Origin of the sequence: Bifidobacterium amazonense, from assembly GCF_018555435.2 — a bacterium.
GTDB lineage: Bacteria > Actinomycetota > Actinomycetes > Actinomycetales > Bifidobacteriaceae > Bifidobacterium > Bifidobacterium amazonense.
In genome coordinates, this window is the sequence record NZ_JAFEJT020000001.1 from 11,327 (window position 1) to 30,797 (window position 19,471).

General features: G+C 66.3%; 18 protein-coding genes. 16 read left to right on the forward strand and 2 right to left on the reverse strand.

From position 1 onward, the window contains the following. Positions 1–178 precede the first annotated feature (178 nt). The 14 genes from JS533_RS00050 (at position 179) to priA (ending at position 14,264) form a co-directional block, all read left to right on the forward strand. Positions 179–1,297 (forward strand): ABC transporter ATP-binding protein, encoded by a 1,119-nt coding sequence (locus JS533_RS00050; RefSeq protein WP_241512542.1) that lies wholly within the window; start codon positions 179–181, stop codon positions 1,295–1,297. Beyond that, positions 1,294–2,283, forward strand: a complete 990-nt coding sequence (locus tag JS533_RS00055) for an ABC transporter permease (RefSeq protein WP_241512543.1) — start codon at positions 1,294–1,296, stop codon at positions 2,281–2,283. Before JS533_RS00050 ends, JS533_RS00055 begins: the two co-directional genes overlap by 4 nt. Next, a complete protein-coding gene (locus JS533_RS00060) occupies positions 2,283–2,573 on the forward strand; it encodes a hypothetical protein (RefSeq protein WP_241512544.1) in 291 nt (96 codons plus the stop codon). Before JS533_RS00055 ends, JS533_RS00060 begins: the two co-directional genes overlap by 1 nt. Positions 2,574–2,615: 42 nt before the next feature. Then, positions 2,616–3,242 (forward strand): ABC transporter permease, encoded by a 627-nt coding sequence (locus JS533_RS00065; protein WP_241512545.1) that lies wholly within the window; start codon positions 2,616–2,618, stop codon positions 3,240–3,242. Between the two features lie 9 nt (positions 3,243–3,251). Beyond that, positions 3,252–4,373, forward strand: coding sequence for an ABC transporter substrate-binding protein (locus JS533_RS00070; RefSeq protein ID WP_241512546.1), 1,122 nt, complete (start codon positions 3,252–3,254; stop codon positions 4,371–4,373). 352 nt (positions 4,374–4,725) lie between these two features. After that, on the forward strand, positions 4,726–6,099 hold the full coding sequence (locus JS533_RS00075; protein ID WP_241512547.1) for an aspartate aminotransferase family protein: 1,374 nt from the start codon (positions 4,726–4,728) through the stop codon (positions 6,097–6,099). A 183-nt stretch (positions 6,100–6,282) separates the two neighbouring features. Next, entirely contained in the window at positions 6,283–6,822 is a 540-nt protein-coding gene (locus tag JS533_RS00080) for a GNAT family N-acetyltransferase (RefSeq protein ID WP_241512548.1), read from the forward strand. A gap of 113 nt (positions 6,823–6,935) precedes the next feature. Further along, positions 6,936–8,474 (forward strand): xylulokinase, encoded by a 1,539-nt coding sequence (locus JS533_RS00085; RefSeq protein ID WP_241512549.1) that lies wholly within the window; start codon positions 6,936–6,938, stop codon positions 8,472–8,474. Positions 8,475–8,627: 153 nt separating this feature from the next. After that, a complete protein-coding gene (hisD, locus tag JS533_RS00090; RefSeq protein ID WP_241512550.1) occupies positions 8,628–10,025 on the forward strand; it encodes a histidinol dehydrogenase in 1,398 nt (465 codons plus the stop codon). A gap of 101 nt (positions 10,026–10,126) precedes the next feature. Continuing rightward, complete coding sequence (locus JS533_RS00095) at positions 10,127–11,299, forward strand: histidinol-phosphate transaminase (protein WP_241512631.1); 1,173 nt, start codon at positions 10,127–10,129, stop codon at positions 11,297–11,299. Between the two features lie 97 nt (positions 11,300–11,396). Further along, positions 11,397–11,999, forward strand: coding sequence for an imidazoleglycerol-phosphate dehydratase HisB (hisB, locus tag JS533_RS00100; protein WP_033495123.1), 603 nt, complete (start codon positions 11,397–11,399; stop codon positions 11,997–11,999). Then, on the forward strand, positions 11,999–12,751 hold the full coding sequence (locus JS533_RS00105; RefSeq protein ID WP_241512551.1) for a hypothetical protein: 753 nt from the start codon (positions 11,999–12,001) through the stop codon (positions 12,749–12,751). Before hisB ends, JS533_RS00105 begins: the two co-directional genes overlap by 1 nt. A 72-nt stretch (positions 12,752–12,823) precedes the next feature. Continuing rightward, on the forward strand, positions 12,824–13,471 hold the full coding sequence (hisH, locus tag JS533_RS00110) for an imidazole glycerol phosphate synthase subunit HisH (protein ID WP_241512552.1): 648 nt from the start codon (positions 12,824–12,826) through the stop codon (positions 13,469–13,471). Between the two features lie 67 nt (positions 13,472–13,538). Beyond that, positions 13,539–14,264 carry a bifunctional 1-(5-phosphoribosyl)-5-((5-phosphoribosylamino)methylideneamino)imidazole-4-carboxamide isomerase/phosphoribosylanthranilate isomerase PriA gene (priA, locus tag JS533_RS00115; RefSeq protein ID WP_241512553.1) on the forward strand — a complete coding sequence of 242 codons (726 nt, stop codon included), beginning with the start codon at positions 13,539–13,541 and terminating at the stop codon, positions 14,262–14,264. Between the two features lie 133 nt (positions 14,265–14,397). Here priA and JS533_RS00120 read toward each other — a convergent pair whose 3' ends face one another. Next, on the reverse strand, positions 14,398–15,849 hold the full coding sequence (locus tag JS533_RS00120; RefSeq protein ID WP_241512632.1) for a DUF2252 domain-containing protein: 1,452 nt from the start codon (positions 15,847–15,849) through the stop codon (positions 14,398–14,400). 77 nt (positions 15,850–15,926) lie between these two features. On the opposite strand from JS533_RS00120, the gene glnA reads away from it, so the two are divergent. Both glnA and JS533_RS00130 read left to right on the forward strand, forming a co-directional pair. After that, the gene (gene glnA, locus JS533_RS00125) at positions 15,927–17,264 is read left to right on the forward strand and encodes a type I glutamate--ammonia ligase (RefSeq protein WP_219057991.1); all 1,338 of its coding nucleotides are present in this window, start codon (positions 15,927–15,929) and stop codon (positions 17,262–17,264) included. 9 nt (positions 17,265–17,273) lie between these two features. Next, a complete protein-coding gene (locus tag JS533_RS00130) occupies positions 17,274–18,482 on the forward strand; it encodes an MFS transporter (protein WP_274619114.1) in 1,209 nt (402 codons plus the stop codon). 22 nt (positions 18,483–18,504) lie between these two features. Here JS533_RS00130 and JS533_RS00135 read toward each other — a convergent pair whose 3' ends face one another. Further along, positions 18,505–19,308: a hemagglutinin gene (locus JS533_RS00135; RefSeq protein WP_241512634.1), complete on the reverse strand. Its 804-nt coding sequence runs from the start codon at positions 19,306–19,308 to the stop codon at positions 18,505–18,507. Positions 19,309–19,471 lie beyond the last annotated feature (163 nt).

Sequence of the window (19,471 nt, forward strand, 5' to 3'; positions counted from 1 at the left end):
GTTGTGTCAATGGCGTGTTATTTCGGTTTTCAATGTAATCATTCGGTTTCATGACGAAATAAATTGCAATGTTGCGTTTACTTTATGGAAATCGCGGTCTTCTTCACTATCCGGTGTGATGTGAACGCGAGATGCGGCGCGAATGCGACGCCGAGCAACCCAAGCAGAAGGAGACGCGATGAGCAGTGCCAAGCCGTTGGTGGCGCGCGATCCGGAAGTCGAACGACGCGAATCCGGACTGACGATCAACCGTGCGCGCAAAACGTTCCGATCCGCCGAAGGCAAGGAAGTCCATGCCATCGACGACGTAAGCATCGCCATCCGACAGGGCGAGTTCTTCATCTTGCTCGGCCCCTCCGGCTGCGGCAAAACCACACTGCTGCGCTCCATCGCCGGACTCGAATCGCTGGACGCCGGCGAGATCTACCTCGGCAACCAGCGCATCGACCAGCTCGCGCCCTACGACCGCCCGGTCAACACCGTCTTCCAAAGCTACGCGCTGTTCCCGCACCTGACCGTCGCGCAGAACGTCGCCTTCGGCCTCGAAATGGAACATAAATCCAAGGACGAGATCAAACGCACCGTGCAGGAGATGCTCGACCTCGTCCACCTCGGCGAATTCGGCGGGCGACGGCCCAACCAGCTGTCCGGCGGCCAGCAGCAGCGCGTCGCGCTCGCCCGGTCCCTCGCCAAGCGGCCCAAGGTGCTCCTGCTCGACGAGTCGCTCTCCGCGCTCGACTTCAAGCTGCGTCGGCAGATGCAGGTCGAGCTCAAGCGCATCCAACGCGAAACCGGCATCACGTTCATCTTCGTCACCCATGATCAGGAGGAGGCGCTGTCGATGGGCGACCACATCGCCGTCTTCTCCAAGGGCAGGCCGGAACAGATCGGCACGCCCGAGGAGATCTACAATGAGCCGGCCAACCGGTTCGTCGCCGACTTCATCGGCGACATCAACTTCGTCGACGCGGTCAAGACCGGCACGAACGAGATCACCGTCGAAGGCGTGCCGTTCAAGGTCGAACAGGACCTGTCCGCATGGCCGGCCGGCGCCGAGATCAGCGCGGCCATCCGCCCCGAACGCATCGAACTGACCGCGCCGCGCGACACCGAGCTCACCGGCACCGTCGAAACGCTCATGTTCATGGGTGCGGACGTACGCTGCGAGGTGCGCCTGACCGACGGCACCAAGCTGCTCGTCCGGCTCTCCCCGCCGTACGATACGGCCGTGCTCCACCAGGGGGCCACCGTATCGGTGAACGTCGAGGCGGCGCACATCAGGGTGGTGGAACGATGAGCGGCGCGACCCCGGAACCTGCAACCACGGAACCTGCAACGGAACCGAAGCCCGCGGCCGCCGGACGGCCCGCGTGGAGGCGCTGGTTCGCCTCCGCACACCCCGTCAAGCCCGGCATGCTCAACCGCCTGTGGTCCGTGCCCTCGATCCTGATCGGCCTGCTGTTCACGCTCGGCCCGATCGGCGTGATCGTCGCGTTCTCGTTCATGAGCCGGCCCGACATGGGCGGCGGCGTGGTGTTCCGCTTCTCCACGGACGCCTACGAAAAGCTTCTGTTCCGCCACGACTACTTCGGCAACCGCTCGTTCGACGCGCGCTACCTCGCCGTGTTCGGCACGTCGCTGTGGCAGGCGCTGCTCACCACGGTGATCTGCGTGGCGCTCGCCTTCCCGATCGCCCTGTGGATGTCGATGAAAAGCGCGAAAGTCCAGCAGATCCTGGTCTTGCTGGTCACCATCCCGTTCTGGACGAACCTGATCGTGCGCACGTACGCGTGGATGCTCATCCTCAACGAGAACGGCCCCGTCAACTGGCTGCTGCGCCTGCTCGGCATGGGATCGCAGCAGATGCTGTACACGTCGTTCGCCTCCGTGATCGGCCTGATCTACACGTTCCTGCCGTTCGCGATCCTGCCCATGTACTCGGCGCTGTCCGGCTTCGACTTCCGACTCGTCGAAGCGGCCTACGATCTGGGCGCGCACAAGCTCACCGTCATGCGCCGCGTCATCCTGCGCGCCGCCATGCCCGGCGTGATGAGCGGCATCGCCCTGTGCTTCATCCCCGCGTTCGGCTCCTACGTGCAGCCCGTGCTGCTCGGCGGCGGACGCGTCCTCATGGTCGGCAATCTCATCGCCTCACAGTTCTCCGAAGCGCGCAACTGGCCGTTCGGCGCGGCCCTGTCCACCGTAATCCTCGCCGTGACGCTGCTCGGCGCGCTCGCCGCGTCCATCATGGGCGGCATGGCCTCCAGAAAGGCGGGTGCGTGATGAGCATGATCAACCACGACACCGATCCGTCCGCGATCCGATACGGCAACGCCAGCGAATTCGGCGCGAAGGTCGCCCAGGTGCAGGCCTCCGGCGCCGACGGCGTGCGCATGCCCGAAGGACTCGAACACAAGCGCCCCGACCGCGCATGGAGCACGCGGCGTTCCGGCCGGCAGGACAACCAGCTCAAACGGTTCCTGCTCGTCGGCTTCCTGAGCGTCTTCGTACTCGCGTTCCTGTACGTGCCGATGATGATCGTCGTGTTCTTCTCGTTCAACGGCGGCAAGTAGGCGCTGCTGTGGCAGGGGTTCTCGCTGCGCTGGTACGGCAGCGTGTTCACCAACGGCGCGATCATCAACGCGACCGAAACGTCGCTGATCGTCGCCGTGATCGCCACCGCGCTGTCCACCACGCTCGGCGTCATGTACGTGCTCGCCGTCGACCACATGTCGCGCGCCGGCTCGGCGCTCGCGTCCATGCTCATCAACGCCTCCATGCTGATCCCGGAGATCGTGCTCGGCGTCGCGACGATGGCGTTCATCCGCCTGATCGGACTCGCGCCCGGCTTCGTGCCGCTCGTGCTCGCGCATACCACGTTCTGCATCCCGTTCGTCGTCATGCCGATCCGCGCGCGCCTCGCCACCATCGACCACGCATGCTTCGAGGCGGCCGAGGACCTCGGCGCGTCCGGCGCCGTCACGGTGATGCGCGTCACGCTGCCGCTGCTCGTGCCCGGCATCGTCTCCGGCGCGCTCATGGCGTTCGTCGTGTCGATGGACGACTTCATGATCTCGAACTTCCTGACCACGGCCGGCACCACCACGCTGCCGATCTACATCTTCTCGCTCATCCGCAAGGGCGTGAACCCGAGCGTGAACGTGGTGGCCGCGCTGCTGTTGCTGCTGGCCGTGATCGTGACCGTCACGTCCACGCTGCTGACGAACCGCAAGGACAAGTAAGGGGGAGCGATGATGAAACGACGTTTGATGATGCGCGAGCTTGCGCTCGCGATGGCCGGCCTGGCGACGGTCTCGCTCGCCGGCTGCTCCGGCGGCGTGAGCGACGTCGCGTCCGGCGCGACGGTGAACGCGGTCGGCACGTACCGGGCGGCGACCGGCGGCGAACTGCACATCTACACGTGGGCCGGCTACATGCCCGACGACGTGGTCAAGACGTTCGAGAAGGACACGGGCATCTCGCTCACCGTCGACACGTTCGATAGCAACGAGGCGCTCGAGGCGAAACTGCAGTCCACCGGCGGCGAGGGGTACGACATCGTCATGCCCAGCGACTACATGGTTGAACAGCTCATCCACGAGCATCTGCTCGTCAAATTCGACGTGAACACGCTGCCGAATGCCAAGAACATCAAGGACGAATTCCGCAATCCGTACTACGACAAGAAGATGGAGTACTCCATCCCGTACATCGTCAGCTACACGGGCATCGTGTACGACGCGAAGGCGATCCCCGCCTCCGACGCGCCGACCTCATGGAACGACTTCTTCCATCCCAAGGCGTCGTGGGGCAAGACGCAGCTGCTCGGCGACCAGATCGAGGTCGTCAACGCGGCCCTGCGCGCGGTCGGTTCGGACCAGTGCGCCACCGATCCGCAGGACTATCAGGATGCGGCCAACCTGCTCGAAAGCTACAAGGGCAAGCTGGGCGTGATGAGTTCGGAGGGCGTGGCCGACCGCCTCGCCTCGGGCGAGCAGAAGGTCGGCATGGCGTGGAGTTACGACGCCTATCAGGCCATGAGCAGCAATCCGAACCTGAAATTCGTCTTCCCGAGCGACGGGGCGAACAAGTTCGTCGACAACGTGGCGATCTCGCGCGGTGCGAAGAACATCGCGCAGGCCAAGACGTTCATCAACTGGATGCTCGACCCGGCCAACAAGACCGCGGTCGAACGCAACGCCGGCGCGGGCAGCGTGCTCAAGGGCGGCGACGAACTGCTGCCGGCCGCCATGCGCAAGCTCAACGTGATCGTGCCGTCGGCCGAGGAGGAGAAGCATGCGATCCTCGAGAAACGCTGCTCGAACAAGCTCAACGACAACTACACGATGATGTTCGAGGACTTCCGCAGCTGACGGGGCGTCGGACGGCGGATCCGATATAGGGCCGTGCGGGGCATACGCTTCGCACGGCCTTTTGTCGTCTGTCTCCGGCGCCGTGCAGGAGCCGGCCGTATACGGACCGGAGCCCCTACGAATATCTCTGCGGCATCGCAATGGCCTGCGTAATTCGCAACATGGATGCAACGTGGGCGAGTAAATCGTGGCATATTGCGGTAATCGCTACGAAATAAATAGGTGATTATCTATAGCTGTTGGGAAAAACGCAGAACGGACCGCATGATCCTGCGAAACGCGTAACACGCGACCGCGGATCGGCGTTCGCAAACGATGCGCATCACACCGGCCAAGACTAAGGAGCGACATCATGGCGACGACCATCGACGAAACCAAGATCAAGGAACTCACCGAGAAGGAAGGTGACAAGCTCAACGCCAGGCTCGGCAAGTCGCACGAAATGTACGAGCGCGCCTGCGAACACCTGTGCAACGGCGTTGCCTCCTCGTATCAGCTGCGCGACCCGTGGCCGATCTACGTCGACCGCGGCCAGGGCTCGAAGATGTGGGACGTCGACGGCAATGAATACTACGACTTCAACAACGGCTTCGGCGCGATGCTGCAGGGCCACGCCAACCCGGACATCGCCGCCGCCGTCAACGACCGCTTCTCCAAGGGATCCCATTTCGCCATGCCCGACTGGGACGACGTGGTCGTGGCCGAAAACCTCGCCAAGCGCTTCGGCCTGCCGAAGTGGCGCTTCAACAACTCCGGCTCCGAATCCACGATGGACGCCATCCGCATCGCCCGCGCCTACACGCACCGCGACCACATCATGAAGATCTTCGGCTCCTACCACGGCCACCACGACGCGGTCATGATCTCCATCTACGCCGACTACAACGACATCGGCGACCGCTACCACTTGAAGTCCCTGCCGTACGGCGCGGGCATCCCGCAGGCCACCGTCGACCTGACCGTGCCGGTGCCGTTCAACGACCTCGACGCGCTCGAGCACCGCATCGAGGAGATGGAGGCCGAAGGCAACCCGCCGGCCTGCCTGATCATGGAAGCCTGCCTGATGAACATGTCCATCGTGCCGCCGGAGCCCGGCTATCTCGAAGGCGTGCGCGAAGTCACCAAGAAGCACGGCATCGTGCTCATCTTCGACGAGGTCAAGACCGGTCTGACCGTCGGCCCCGGCGGTGCCACCAAGCTGTTCGGCGTCACCCCCGACATGGTCACCATCGCGAAGTCCCTCGCCGGCGGCCTGCCGTCCGGCGCGATCGGCGGCACCGACGAGGTCATGCACGTCGTCGAGGACGGCGAGGTCTACCAGGTCGGTACGTTCTCCGGCAACCCGCTGTCGATGGCCGCCGCGCGCGCCAGCCTCGAAAAGGTCCTCACCCCGGCCGCGTACGAGCATCTCGACCGCATGAACCAGCGTCTGATGGACGGTTGCCGCGAGATCATCAAGAAGTACGACTTCCCCGGCTACGCGCAGGGCTTCGGCGCCAAGGGCTGCGTGACGTTCTCGCCGCACAAGATCACCGACTACGTCTCCTTCCGCAAGGGCCAGAACGCGGCGCTCAACCAGCTCGCATGGCTCTACCAGGCCAACCGCGGCGTCTACATGGCGCCGGGCCGCGAGGAGGAGTGGACGCTGTCCGTCTTCCACGACGAGCAGGCGTGCGACACCTATCTGGCGACGTTCGAGGAGATGGCCCACGATCTGACCAAGTAACGGTTCGGATGCGGTTTCGGCCCGCTATGCCGTGACCGACGGGAGTCGATGGGGTGACGGACAACGGCGTCCGCCACCCTTTTTCCGTGTCCGGGAAGGCCACGGCGACGCTCATGCCGTCCGTTGCCCGCCGATCGGCCGTCATCCGTCGGCGAACCGGCCGATGCGATATGACTATACGGTATGAGCAAACTGATGACCGGACCGACGGCCGGTGACGCGCGACTGACGATACGGCACGCGACTGCGGACGACGCGGCCGCGCTCGCGGCGATCGAAGCCGAGTGCTTCCCTCCCGCCGAGGCGGCGGGTCCGGGCGCGATCCGCGCGCGACTGGCCGCCTATCCCGACTGCTTCTGGCTGCTGTGCGACGATTCGAGCGACGACGGCGGTGCGATCGTATCGTTCATCAACGGATTCGCGACCGACCGGCGCGACCTGACCGACGACATGTACGACGATCCGTCCCAGCACGATCCGCACGGTGCATGGCAGATGATCTTCGGCGTGGACACGGTTCCGGCGTCGCAGCATCACGGCTACGCCAGCCTGCTCATGCGCCGCGTGATCGCCGACACGCGCGCGGCCGGACGCGCGGGACTCGTCCTGACCTGCAAGGATCGGCTCGTCGGCTTCTACGCCCGCTTCGGCTACGTGGACGAGGGCATCTCCGACTCCACGCACGGCGACGTCGTCTGGCACCAGATGCGCCTGACCTTCTGACGTCTCTCGGAACCGCGCCGCGGCGGACGGGTTGCGTCGTTCGGCGGTACGATGCGGGTATGGCATGCGGAGGATGGGCGCGTGCGTGACGGACATGGGCAAGGAGCGACGGAATGGCACGGGGATATGCGGCGACGTTCGATATGGGCACCACGGCGGTCAAAGGCGCGCTGGTCGACGACGACGGCCGCATCGCCGCGTCGGCGAGCGACGATCTTGACCTGATCGTCGACGGCGACGCCCGCGAACAGGACCCGGACCAGTGGTGGAGCGCGTTCCGTGACGTCGCCCGTGCGATGCTGCGCGACGCCGCGCAATCCGATCCGGACTTCCGAGCCGATCTTATCCGCGGCATCATCTGCAGCGGGCAGATGCAGGACGTCATCGCGCTCGACGACGATCTGCGGCCGGTGCGCAACGCGATCCTGTATTCCGACGGCCGTGCAGGCGAACAAGCGGAACGGCTGGCGCGGGCGATCGCCGTCGATCATGCGTCCGCCGGTCGCCGCGATGACGGTCTCGGCGACGATCCGGCCGACGGTTGCGGCAGTGAGGAGGGCGCGCGACGGTTCCTCGCCGTGGTCGGCAACCGGCTCGAAGGATGTCTGCCGTTGCCGAAGCTCATGTGGCTGTGCGATCGCGAACCGGACGTGTTCGCGCGGACCCGGCACGTGCTCATCAGCTCCAAGGATTATGCGGTCGCGCGACTGACCGGCGCGTGCATCGGCGACGTGGCCGCATGCTCCACGGCCGGGGCGATGGACATCCATACCGGACGATGGGACGCCGGACTGTGCGCCGCAGCCGGCATCGACATGACGCTGCTGCCCGAACTGCACCGGCCGCAGGACGTCGTCGGCGCGGTGACCGCCGACGCCGCGCAGGCCACCGGATTCACGGCCGGCACGCCGGTATACGCCGGCATCGGCGACGCCGGCGCGACCACGCTCGCCAGCGGCGTCGCCCGTCCCGGCCAGTACAACATCAACCTCGGCACATCCGGCTGGATCGCCACCGTGTCGCCCGAGCCGTTCGTCGACAAGCCGGGTGCCGCGAACCTCGCGTTCGGCGTCGCGGACGGATTCGTCAACGCGGTGCCGTTCCTCAACGCCGGCGACGTGCACCGTTGGGCCGCGGGACTGTTCGCCGATGGCGACTACGGCCGTGCGCACGAGCTCGTCGAATCGTCCGTGCCGGGCGCGAACGGCGTGCTGTGCCTGCCGTATCTGGTGGGGGAGCGGTTCCCGGTGATGAACCCGGCCGTGCGGGGCGTGTTCGTCGGCATGTCACCGGCCACGACCGGCGGCGACATGCTGCGCGCCGCGCTCGAAGGCGTCGCCTTCTCCATCCGGCAGGGCATGGAAAGCTTCGACGAGCCGCCGACCTCGATCTCCCTGATCGGCGGCGGCGCGTGCGAAACCGCATGGTGCCGGATCCTGGCCGACATGCTGCATCATCCGGTCAAGGTGTTCGCCAACGCCGACATCCTGCCGGCCGTGGCGCTCGCCGCGCTCGTCCTCGACCGGCCGGACCTGACCGGGACCGTGGTCGAAACCACGGTCTACGAGCCCGATCCGGTCGTCTCCCTCACCTACGACGGGCTCTACCCGCGTTTCGCCGCCCTCTACCCGGCCGTCGCCGCACTGGGATGATGCCGGCAACATGGCCGCGAGCATGGCCGTGGAAGGCCCGGACACGGCGTATTCGGCGTATTTCGGCGCCGGATCGTACGGATATCTCACGATTCGGGTGAAAACGGACATCGCGCGGCGGTTCGTGAGGCGACGTTGTTACGATGGGGCGTTATGAGCGAGAACATCATGCGAATCATCGACCTTCGCGGTCGCAAACTGTCCCGTGCCGAACTGCTGGCCGCGATGCCGCGCGCTGCGATGGGCACCTCCGAGGCCACCGATCTGGTGCGCCCGATCCTCGACGACGTCAAGGAACGCGGCGCCGCGGCCCTGCGCGACTTCGAGGAGAAGTTCGACCATGTGCGTCCCGAACACCTGCGCGTGCCCGTGGAGGAGATCGAGGCCGCGCTGACCACGCTCGACCCCGAAGTGCGCGCCGCCATCGAGGAATCCGTGCGCCGCGCCCGCGCAGTCGCCAAGAACCAGGTGCCGCAGGACTTCCACACCGATCTCGCGCCCGGCGCACGCGTCGCCGAACGCTGGATCCCGATCCAGCGCGTCGGCCTGTACGTGCCCGGCGGCAAGGCCGTCTATCCGTCGTCCGTGATCATGAACGCCGTGCCCGCGCAGGCCGCCGGCGTCGAATCGCTCGCCATCGCCACCCCGCCGGCCCGCGACAACGACAAGGGCCTGCCGAACAAGACCATCCTCGCCACCTGCGCCATCCTCGGCGTGCACGAGGTGTACGCGGTCGGCGGCGCCCAGGCCATCGCCATGTTCGCCTACGGCGCCAAGGGCAGCGAGCCGCAGGACGGCGACGTGCTGTGCGATCCGGTCGACAAGATCACCGGCCCGGGCAACATCTTCGTGGCCACCGCCAAGTCGCTCGTGTCGGCTTTCGTGGGCATCGACGCGGTCGCCGGCCCCACCGAGATCGGCATCATCGCCGACAAGACCGCCAACCCGAGCCTGCTCGCGGCCGACCTGATCGGCCAGGCCGAGCACGACGAGCTCGCCGGCTCCGTCCTGTTCACCGACGATCCCGAACTCGCCGACAAGGTGCAGGAGAACCTCAACTACCGTGTGCCGAAGACCGAGCACGCCGAACGCGTCCACACGTCCCTGTCCGGCACGCAGTCCGCGATCGTCCTGACCGACGGCCTCGACCAGTCGATCGACGCGGCCAACGCGTACGCGGCCGAGCATCTCGAGATCCAGACCGCCGACGCGGACGCGGTCGTCAAGCGCATCAAGAACGCGGGCGCGATCTTCCGCGGGCCCTACTCGCCGGTCCCGCTCGGCGACTACATGTCCGGCTCCAACCACGTGCTGCCCACCGGCGGCACCGCGCGCTTCGCCGCCGGCCTCGGCGTGCACACGTTCATGAAGCCCGTCGAAGTCATCGAATACGACGAGGAGGGCCTCAAGGCCCTCGCCGCGCGTATCAACGCGTTCGCCGTCTCCGAAGACCTGCCGGCCCACGGCGAATGCGTGCTGTCCCGCTTCGTCAAGGACCCGTACGACAAGGCCACGCTGCGCGAGCAGGAGGCGGAGGCCGGCCTGCGCTAAGCGGGAGGCGCCTGCCGTTTCCCATTCCATATCCGACGAACGACCATGCGGCTGCGGACGGGCGACGAACCCGCCCGCAGCCGACGCAATAGGGGAGCATGATGACCGAAGAAACCAACGCGATCCCGGCAAGCCTGCCGCTGCGCAACGACCTGATCGGCGAGGAGCCGTACGGCGCGCCGCAGCTCGACGTGCCGGTGTGCCTCAACGTCAACGAGAACCCGTACGAGCCGAACCCCGAGGTGTGCGCCACCATCGCGCGCCGCGTCGGCGAGATCGCCCATACGCTCAACCGGTACCCCGACCGCGAGCACATCGCGCTACGCAAGGCGTTCAGCGACTACCTCGCCAAGGAGTCCGGCGCCCGCCTCGCCGTCGACCAGCTGTGGGGCGCCAACGGCTCCAACGAGATCATGCTCCAGCTCTTTCAGGCGTTCGGCGGCCCGGGCCGTACCGCGCTCGGCTGCGATCCGACGTACTCCATGTACCCCGAATACGCGCGCGACACGTTCACCGGCTGGAAGCTCGCCCACCGCAACGCCGACTTCACGCTCGACGTGGACGCCGCCATCGAGGCGATCCACGAGATCAAGCCGAGCATGGTGATCCTCACCAGCCCGAACAACCCGACCGGCACGCCGCTGCCGCCGGCCGACCTCGAACGCATCCTCGACGTGTGCGAGACCGCCGACGTGGCGGGAGCCGCGGAAGGCGTGCACCCGATCGTCGTCGTCGACGAGGCGTACGTCGAATTCCGCAACCCCGGCACGCCCAGCGCCGTCACGCTCATCGAAACGCACCCGAACCTCGCCGTCAGCCGCACCATGAGCAAGGCGTTCGCGTTCGCCGGCGCCCGTGTCGGCTACCTCGCCGCGAGCAAGGGCATCATCGACTGCGTGCGCATCGTGCGCATGCCGTACCACCTGTCCGCCGTCACGCAGGCCGCCGCGCTCGCCGCGCTCGAACACACCGACGAACAGCTCGGCCAGGTCGCCCACCTGCGCGAGATCCGCGAACAGACCGCCGCATGGCTCAAGCGCCAGACCTATAAGGGCCAGCCGCTCGAGGTCGCCGCATCCGAATCGAACTTCCTGCTCTTCGGCGGTCACTTCGACAAACGCGACCGCATCTTCGAGGCGCTGCTCGACCGCGGCATCCTCATCCGCGTCGTCGGCCCGGACGGCTGGCTGCGCGTGTGCATGGGCACCGACGACGAGATGGCCCGCTTCCGCGAGGCGCTCAGCGAAGTGCTGCGCATCGTGGAAGCCGAGTAGGCTCGGGAAGCAGACATATTGACGTATCGCAGCCGCGACCACGCCGCCACCACGGCGACCGTAGCGACCGCGGCGACCGTAGCGTAAGGAGCATCAGATGGCACGCACCGCGCACATCATCCGCGAAACCAGCGAATCGCACATCGACCTCGAACTCAACCTCGACGGCACCGGCAAAACCGACATCGACACGTCCGTGCCGTTCTACAACCACATGATGAACGCGCTCGGCAAGCACTCGCTCATCGACCTGAAGATCAAGGCGTGGGGCGACACCGACATCGACGTGCACCACACCGTCGAGGACACGGCCATCGTCTTCGGCGAGGCGCTCAAGCAGGCGCTCGGCGACAAGCGCGGCATCCGCCGCTTCGCCGACGCGACCGTGCCGCTCGACGAGGCGCTCGCCAAGGCCGTCGTCGACATCTCCGGACGCCCGTACTGCGTGTGCACCGGCGAGCCGGCCGGATACGAATACTGCATGATGGGCGGCCACTTCACCGGCTCTCTCGTGCGCCACGTCATGGAATCGATCGCGTTCCACGCCGGCATCTGCCTGCACATGCAGGTGCTCGCCGGCCGCGACCCGCACCACATCGCCGAAGCCGAATTCAAGGCGCTGGCACGTGCGCTGCGGTTCGCGATCGAACCCGACCCGCGCATCGAAGGCCTGATCCCGAGCACGAAGGGCGCGCTGTGATGAGCGACGATCGCCACGACAACGCCGACAAGCCGGGCGATCTGAATCCGGACGATTTCGACGCGCAGTTCAGCGACGCCGAACTGGAGGCCGCGCTCGCCGGGTTCGAACAGGAATTCCGTGACGCGCAGGAGCAACATGACACCGACGCAACGGATGATTCGGAAGTCTCGGACGTCGCAGGCTCCGTGGATGCGGCCGATTCGTCGGACGCCGCGGACGACGGCGCGGGCGGTCGGCCGGACGATCTGTCCTCCCAGTTCGAGGACGAGCTTGCCGGGCTGCTCGGCAACAAGGCGAAGGCGGCGGTGATCATCACGCGCATCGCCTCCGCCCAATTGCTCGCCGCGTTCTGCCAGTTGTCCGACATCTCCGCCGACTGCGTCGAATCGCCGGAAGGGGCCGTGGCCGTGCTGCGCGGCCTCGACGGTGACGGACCGGAGGCGGCCGCCAAGGATCTGACCACCGTGGTCGACGGCATGGCCGTCGTACTCGCCGTCAACCGTGCCGACAAGCTCGAGGCGACCATGTACCTGCGCGGCAAGCCGGGCGAGACATTCGCCCCGCCGATCCTGTTCAGCTCCACCGCGCCGTTCGTCGAGGACCTGATGCTCGGCATCGGCGGACTCGACAGTCTCAAGGCGCAGGGCACGACCATCGTCGCGTCCTCCGGCATGACCCACGATCAGGCCATGCAGGTGCTCGCCAAGCACACGCGATTCGGCCGAGGCGGCTCGCGCAGCATCCAGTGAGCCGGCGGCGGCCGGTAGACCGACGCGTCCGCCCAGTGCGGATTGCAACGACCACAACGAGAGGAACCAAACATGACATCGGTGGTGGTATTCGACTACGGATTCGGCAACGTGCGCTCCATGGTGCGCGCGCTCGCCAACCTCGGACTCGACGTGACCCTGACCTCCGACTATCGTCAGGCGCTCGAAGCCGACGGACTGGTCGTGCCCGGCGTGGGCGCGTTCGCCGCGTGCATGGAGGGCCTGAAGCAGATGTCCGGCGACCGTGTGATCGCCGACCGTCTGCGCGCCGGCCGACCCGTGCTCGGCGTGTGCGTGGGCGAGCAGATCATGTTCGAACGCGGGCTCGAACGCGGTCACGAGGCGGCCGGGCTCGGCCTGATCGGCGGCACGGTCGATCTGCTCGACGCCGATGTGGTGCCGCACATGGGCTGGGACACGGTCGACGCGGCCGAGGACTCCGTGCTGATGCGCGGTGTGGAGAATGAGCGGTTCTATTTCGTGCACTCGTATGCGGCGATGGACGTGCGCCCGGCCGATCTGAGCCGGCTCGACATCGACTTCGGCGACGCGCCGGAACGCGTGACCTGGTGCGACTACGGCCGCAGCCGGTTCGTGGCCGCCTACGAGCGCGGCCCCCTGTTCGCCACCCAGTTCCACCCGGAGAAGTCCGCCGAGGCGGGCGCGCAGCTGCTGCGCAACTGGGTGTCCACGTTCTGACGTTTGTCGGTCGGCAGGATCTGCCGGCTTCGTCTCGAAATAACGATTCGTAAGAAAGGTCTCGATCATGTCCCTTACACTGCTGCCCGCCGTCGATGTCCGCGACGGCAAGGCCGTGCGCCTGCGCCAGGGCGAATCCGGCTCCGAAACCGACTACGGCTCCCCGCTCGAGGCCGCCCGCACCTGGGTCGAGGCCGGTGCCGAATGGATCCACCTCGTCGACCTCGACGCCGCGTTCGGCACGGGCGACAACCGCGCCCAGCTGCGTGAGATCGTGCACGAGCTCGGCGATCGAGTCAACATCGAAATGTCCGGCGGCGTGCGCGACGACGCCTCGCTCGACGCCGCGCTGGAGGCCGGCGCTGCCCGCGTGAACATCGGCACCGCCGCGCTCGAGAACCCCGACTGGACCGCGTCCGTGATCCGCAAATACGGCGACCGCGTGGCCGTCGGACTCGACGTGCGCGGCCACACGCTCGCGGCCCGCGGCTGGGTCAAGGAGGGCGGCGACCTGTTCGAGACGATGAAGTTCCTCGACTCGGTCGGCTGCTCGCGCTACGTCGTCACCGACGTGGCCCGCGACGGCATGATGAGCGGCCCGAACATCGGACTGCTGCGTGAGGTCGCCGAACGCACGGACGCCAAGGTGACCGCCTCCGGCGGCATCAGCAAGCTCGACGACCTGCGCGCGATCAAGGAGCTCGCCGACCTCGGCGTCGACTCCGCGATCCTCGGCAAGTCGCTGTACGCACGCGCCTTCACCCTCCAGGAGGCGCTCGAAGTCGCGAAGTAATCGTGGCATATCGCCACGCGAATGGGGCCGTGTCACACGACGTTGCGTGACACGGCCCCGTTACGTGACACGGTCCGTGACAGGGAGAGCGGTCCGCTCCCCGGTCACGCTCCGTGTCGCACAACGGCGGCGCTCACGCCGCGCAAGGCAGCTTGCCGGCGTCGATGAGCTGCTTGAACAGCGCGTAGTCGGCGTCGTTCTGATCGGCGTAGGAGCTCGCGAACGAGGCGATCGCCTCGTCGAACGACTCGTCCTCGCCCACATAGGACGCGATCGCGATGCGGTCGCCGGTACGCGCGTGCGCGTGCGCCAGGCACCGCGCGCACATGCGGCCCAGATCGGACAGCGCCAGATCGTTGAGATGGTCGATGTCGATCGACCCCTTGCCGTTCCAGAACTGGCGCACGTAATAGTCGCGCGGGTGCCCGTCCTCGGCCATGAAGCTCGCCCAGCCGAGCAGCACGTCCGCGGTCGACTGGATCAGCTTCTGGCCCTGCACCACGCGTTCGCCGTGCGTGGCGTACGGCGAACGGCCCACGAAACGCTCCAGCACGGACTCGTTCGCCTCCTTCATCTGCAGCATGAGCGGATCGTTGATGTCGCGGCCGGTCATAATCGACACCCACGCGCGCGTGCCCACCGAACCGACGCCCACCACCTTGCGGGCTGTGTCGTGATACGTGTAGTGACTCAGCACATGCCGGCGGTCCTCGTACAGCGAATGCCGGTAGCTGTTGAACAGCGTTTCGAGCCGCCCCTGCAGCGCCTCCAGATCGGCGTAGTCGTGCAGCTCGTTGATCGGCGTCAGCTCCGGCGGCTTGGATCGGAAGCGCAGCTTGTCGCCGTCGCGGTACGTGAGCTTCGCGGCCGCGCGGTTGGAGTCCTTGACGGCCGCCTTGTCCGCGGCGTCGCGCAGCGTGCGGTTGCGTCGGCCGTTCATCGTGCGTTCGTAATGGTCGAGCGCGGCCTCCACGTCGATGTGGTCGTACCAGACGTCCAGATAGTCCATCTGCGCGTACTGCATCAGATGGTCGCGGTACGAGTGCACGCAGCGCTTGACCGCCGCCCGGCGTTCCAGCTTGCGGATGCCGTTCGCACGGCCGCAGATCTCCACCGAGACGGCGAGCCGTTTGATGTCCCACTCCCACGGGCCGGTCGTCGTCTCGTCGAAGTCGTTGATGTCGAACACGAGACGGTTCGACGGGGAACGGAACATGCCGAAGTTGCCGATGTGCGCGTCGCCGACGGCCTGCACCGGAATGCCGGTGACCGGCGTGCGGGCCAGATCGTTCGCCATGATGAGCGCCGTGCCGCGGTAGAACGTGAACGGCGAGACGCTCATGCGCTGGTAGCGCAGCGGGATCAGATCCTGCACGCGCACGCGCGACTGTTCCTCCAACAGGCCGATCACGTCGCGGCGGCCCTCTCGCACCTGCCACAGCGCGTGGCTTTCCAGCGGCACGCGGAAGCGGCGTTCGAGCCCGGCTTGCTCGCGTTCGTCCGGGGTGTCTGCCTGATGCCACGACCGCATGTCGATGATGGGCCGGTCGGCGTTGGCCGAGGCCAGGATGTTGCTCTCATTCACGCTCATAATCCACTACCATACCGCGAACGGCTTGTGTTAACGAACGTCGTAACACGGCGATGGAACCATAGGGCGTTATGGATAAACAGCAGGAGTTTGCGCTGCGCACGGTCGAGGAACGCGACGTGCGCTTTATTCGGTTGTGGTTCACCGACGTTCTGGGCACGCTGAAATCCGTGGCCATCGCGCCGGCCGAGCTGGAGGCCGCGTTCGAGGAGGGGCTCGGATTCGACGGTTCGGCGATCGAGGGCATGACGCGCGTTTCGGAGGACGACATGATCGTCCAGCCCGACCCGTCGACCTTCCAGATCCTGCCGTGGCGCGGCGGTCCGCAGGGCACCGCGCGCATGTTCTGCGACATCCTCACCCCCGACGGCGAGCCGTCGCTCGGCGATCCGCGCCATGTGCTCAAGCGCGCGCTCGCCAAGGCGAAGGAGAAGGGCTTCACGTTCTACGTGCACCCCGAGATCGAGTTCTACCTGTTCGAATCCCAGGACGACTGGTCCAAGGCCCCGACCCCGATCGACGAGGGCGGCTATTTCGACCACGTGCCGCGCAGCCCCGGCATGGACTTCCGCCGCGCCACCGTGAACATGCTCGAGCAGATGGGCATCTCGGTGGAATACTCGCATCACGAGGCCGGCCCCGGCCAGAACGAGATCGATCTGCGCTACGCCGACGCGCTGACGACGGCGGACAACATCATGACCTTCCGCACGGTGGTCAAGGAGATCTCGCTGGAGCGCGGCATCCACGCCAGCTTCATGCCGAAGCCCCTGGCCGACGCGCCGGGCTCCGGCATGCACACCCACCTGAGCCTGTTCGAGGGCGACGCGAACGCCTTCTACGAGGCCGGCCAGGAGTTCAACATGTCGATGACGGCCCGCCAGTTCGCGGCAGGCATCCTCTACCATGCGGCCGAGATCTGCGCGGTCACCGACCAGTACGTCAACTCGTACAAGCGCCTGTGGGGCGGCAACGAGGCCCCCAGCTACATCTGCTGGGGCCACAACAACCGTTCCGCGCTGCTGCGCATCCCGCAGTACAAGCCCGGCAAGGGCAATTCCGCCCGCATGGAGTTCCGTGCGCTCGACCCGGTCGCCAACCCCTACCTCGCATACTCGGTGCTGCTGGCCGCCGGTCTCGACGGCATCGACAAGCAGATGACGCTCGGCGAGCCGACCAGCGACGACGTGTGGGAGCTGACCGACGAGGAACGTCAGGCGATGGGCATCCAGCCGCTGCCGGAGTCCCTCGACGAGGCGCTCAAGATCATGGAGAAGTCCGACTTCGTGGCCGACGTGCTCGGCGAGCACGCCTTCGAGTACTTCATCCGCAACAAGCGGCAGGAGTGGGAGGCGTACCGCAGCCAGGTCACGCCGTACGAGCTCAAGACGTACCTGCCCAAGTTGTAGTATCGTCCCATGACCTCAACCAAGAACGCGGGTGCCGTCGGCACCCGCTTTTTTACGCTTCCAGTCGTCACGCTCATCGCGATCAGCTTCATGCTGGGCATGAGCGAGTTCATCGTCGTCGGCATCCTGCCGGACATCGCCAAGGGCCTGTCCGTCTCCGAAGTAACGGTCGGCAACCTCGTGTCGCTGTTCGCGTTCGTCTACGCGCCGGTCACGCCGCTCGGCTCCGCGCTGTCGGCTCGCTTCCCGCGCTTCGCCACGCATCTGACGCTGATGGGCGTCTTCCTCGCGGGCAACGTGCTGTGCGCGTTCGCGCCGAACTACGCCGTGCTCGTCGTCGCGCGCATCATGATCGCGCTCGTCTCCGGCACGCTGGTGGCCATCGCGATGACCTACGCGCCCGACGTGACCACCGACCGGTACCGCACCAAGTTCATCGCATGGGTGTTCTCCGGCTTCTCGATCGCGTCGGTGGTCGGCGTGCCGGTCGGCACGTGGATCGCGAACACGTTCGGCTGGCGCTGGTCGTTCCATTTGATCGACCTGCTCACCGTCGCGCTCATCGTGATGATGCTGCTCGTGCTGCCGCGTAACAGCCACCTGATGAAGGTCGGGTTCCTGCCGCAGTTCCGTCTGTTCTTCGACCGGCGCATCTGGCTCGGCGTGCTCGCCGTCGTCTTCGGCGCGGGCTCCAGCTACGTGTTCTACACGTATCTGACGCCGATCATGCGCGACGAGGTCCACATTCCGGAACAGTATCTGAGCATCGGTCTCGTCGTCTACGGCGTGGCCTGCCTGTGGAGCAACCTGTACGCCGGCAAGCTCGCCGAACGCGGCAGGGGAGTGGAGCCGCTCTACCATCTGCGCTGGGTGTTCCTCGCGCACGGCGTGCTCCTGTGCTCGCTCGCGCTGGCCCGCGTGATCCCGGTCTACGGCGCGATCCTGCTCATCGTGCTCGGCATGTTCATGTACCTGTTCAACGCCTCGTCGCAGGTGCTGTACATGGATGTGGCCGCCGAGGCGCACCCCGGTTCGATGAACCTCGCCGCCTCGCTCAACTCGATGTCGTTCAACATCGGCATCGCGATCGGCTCGGCCGTCGGCGGTCTGGTCAACGACCATCTGGGCCTGGCCTGGCTTGGTCCGGTCGGCGCGGTCTTCTCGCTGTGCGCGGTCGCGACGACGCTCTCGATGGGCCGCTACCTCAAGAAGGACTAGCCGTCGCGTTTCGGCGTATCGCTCATCGCATCGCGCCGAACCAGCTCTGGTAGATGATCGCGAAATTGCGGTTGCCGTAGCTTGAACAGGCGTCGCCCTCGCCGGCCCCGGCCGCGAGCGCGGCGTCGTTCGGCTGGTACGGCGTGTAGATGTACAGCAGCGCGGTCGCCTTGTTGCGGATGTACACGTCGGTGCCGCCGCAGCCCGCGTTCGGATGGTACTGGATGTAGTTCAGCGCGTCCGCATGGTAGCCGTACCGGTCCTCGTGCGCGACGTAGTATTGGTAGCGCGCGGCCGAACCGTACACCTGATTGAAGAATCCGGCGTATTTCGGATCGCAGCTGTCGTCGTCCGGGCAGCTGAGCCCCATCGCGGCCTTGTACTGGAATGCGGTCGGCTTGGTCGCGGTGACAAGCTGCTGCTCCTTCTGCATGACGGTGAGCAGCACCTTGGGACTGATGCCGCAGGCTCGCGCCGATTTGGCGATGATCGCGGCCGCGGTCTCCCTCTTCGCTCCCTGATAGGCCGCGCAGTATTCGTCGGCCGGCTTGTCGGACGTGGCGAAGGTCTTGGCTTTCAGGCACTGGTCGCCGGAGCAGTCCGCGCCGTGCTCGTCGAGGAACGACTGGATCTCCGCCTCGCTCATCGCGTCCGCGTTGAAGAACTGGCCGTCGGAGATGATGTCGCCCGGGTCGAAGTCGTAGATCTGCGTCAGTTCCAGCTGTCTCGCCTCGGCCGTGCGCACGGCGATGCGCCACTGCACGAAGCGAACGGAGAAGACGGACAGCGCGATCACGCACACGATCGTCGTCAGCGTGACCAGCATGGTCTTGATCCGCCCCGCGGGGGAGAGGGACCGCCACCGGCGTTTCCACTGCTCCGGCGTCATCGGCACCGTCGGGGTCGTCTTGCGTCGTTTCGTTCCGGCATCGGTCCGATCTGCACGCCGGGTTCGTTTCGTATGCCGCGTCTGTTTGGTCTGTTTCTGT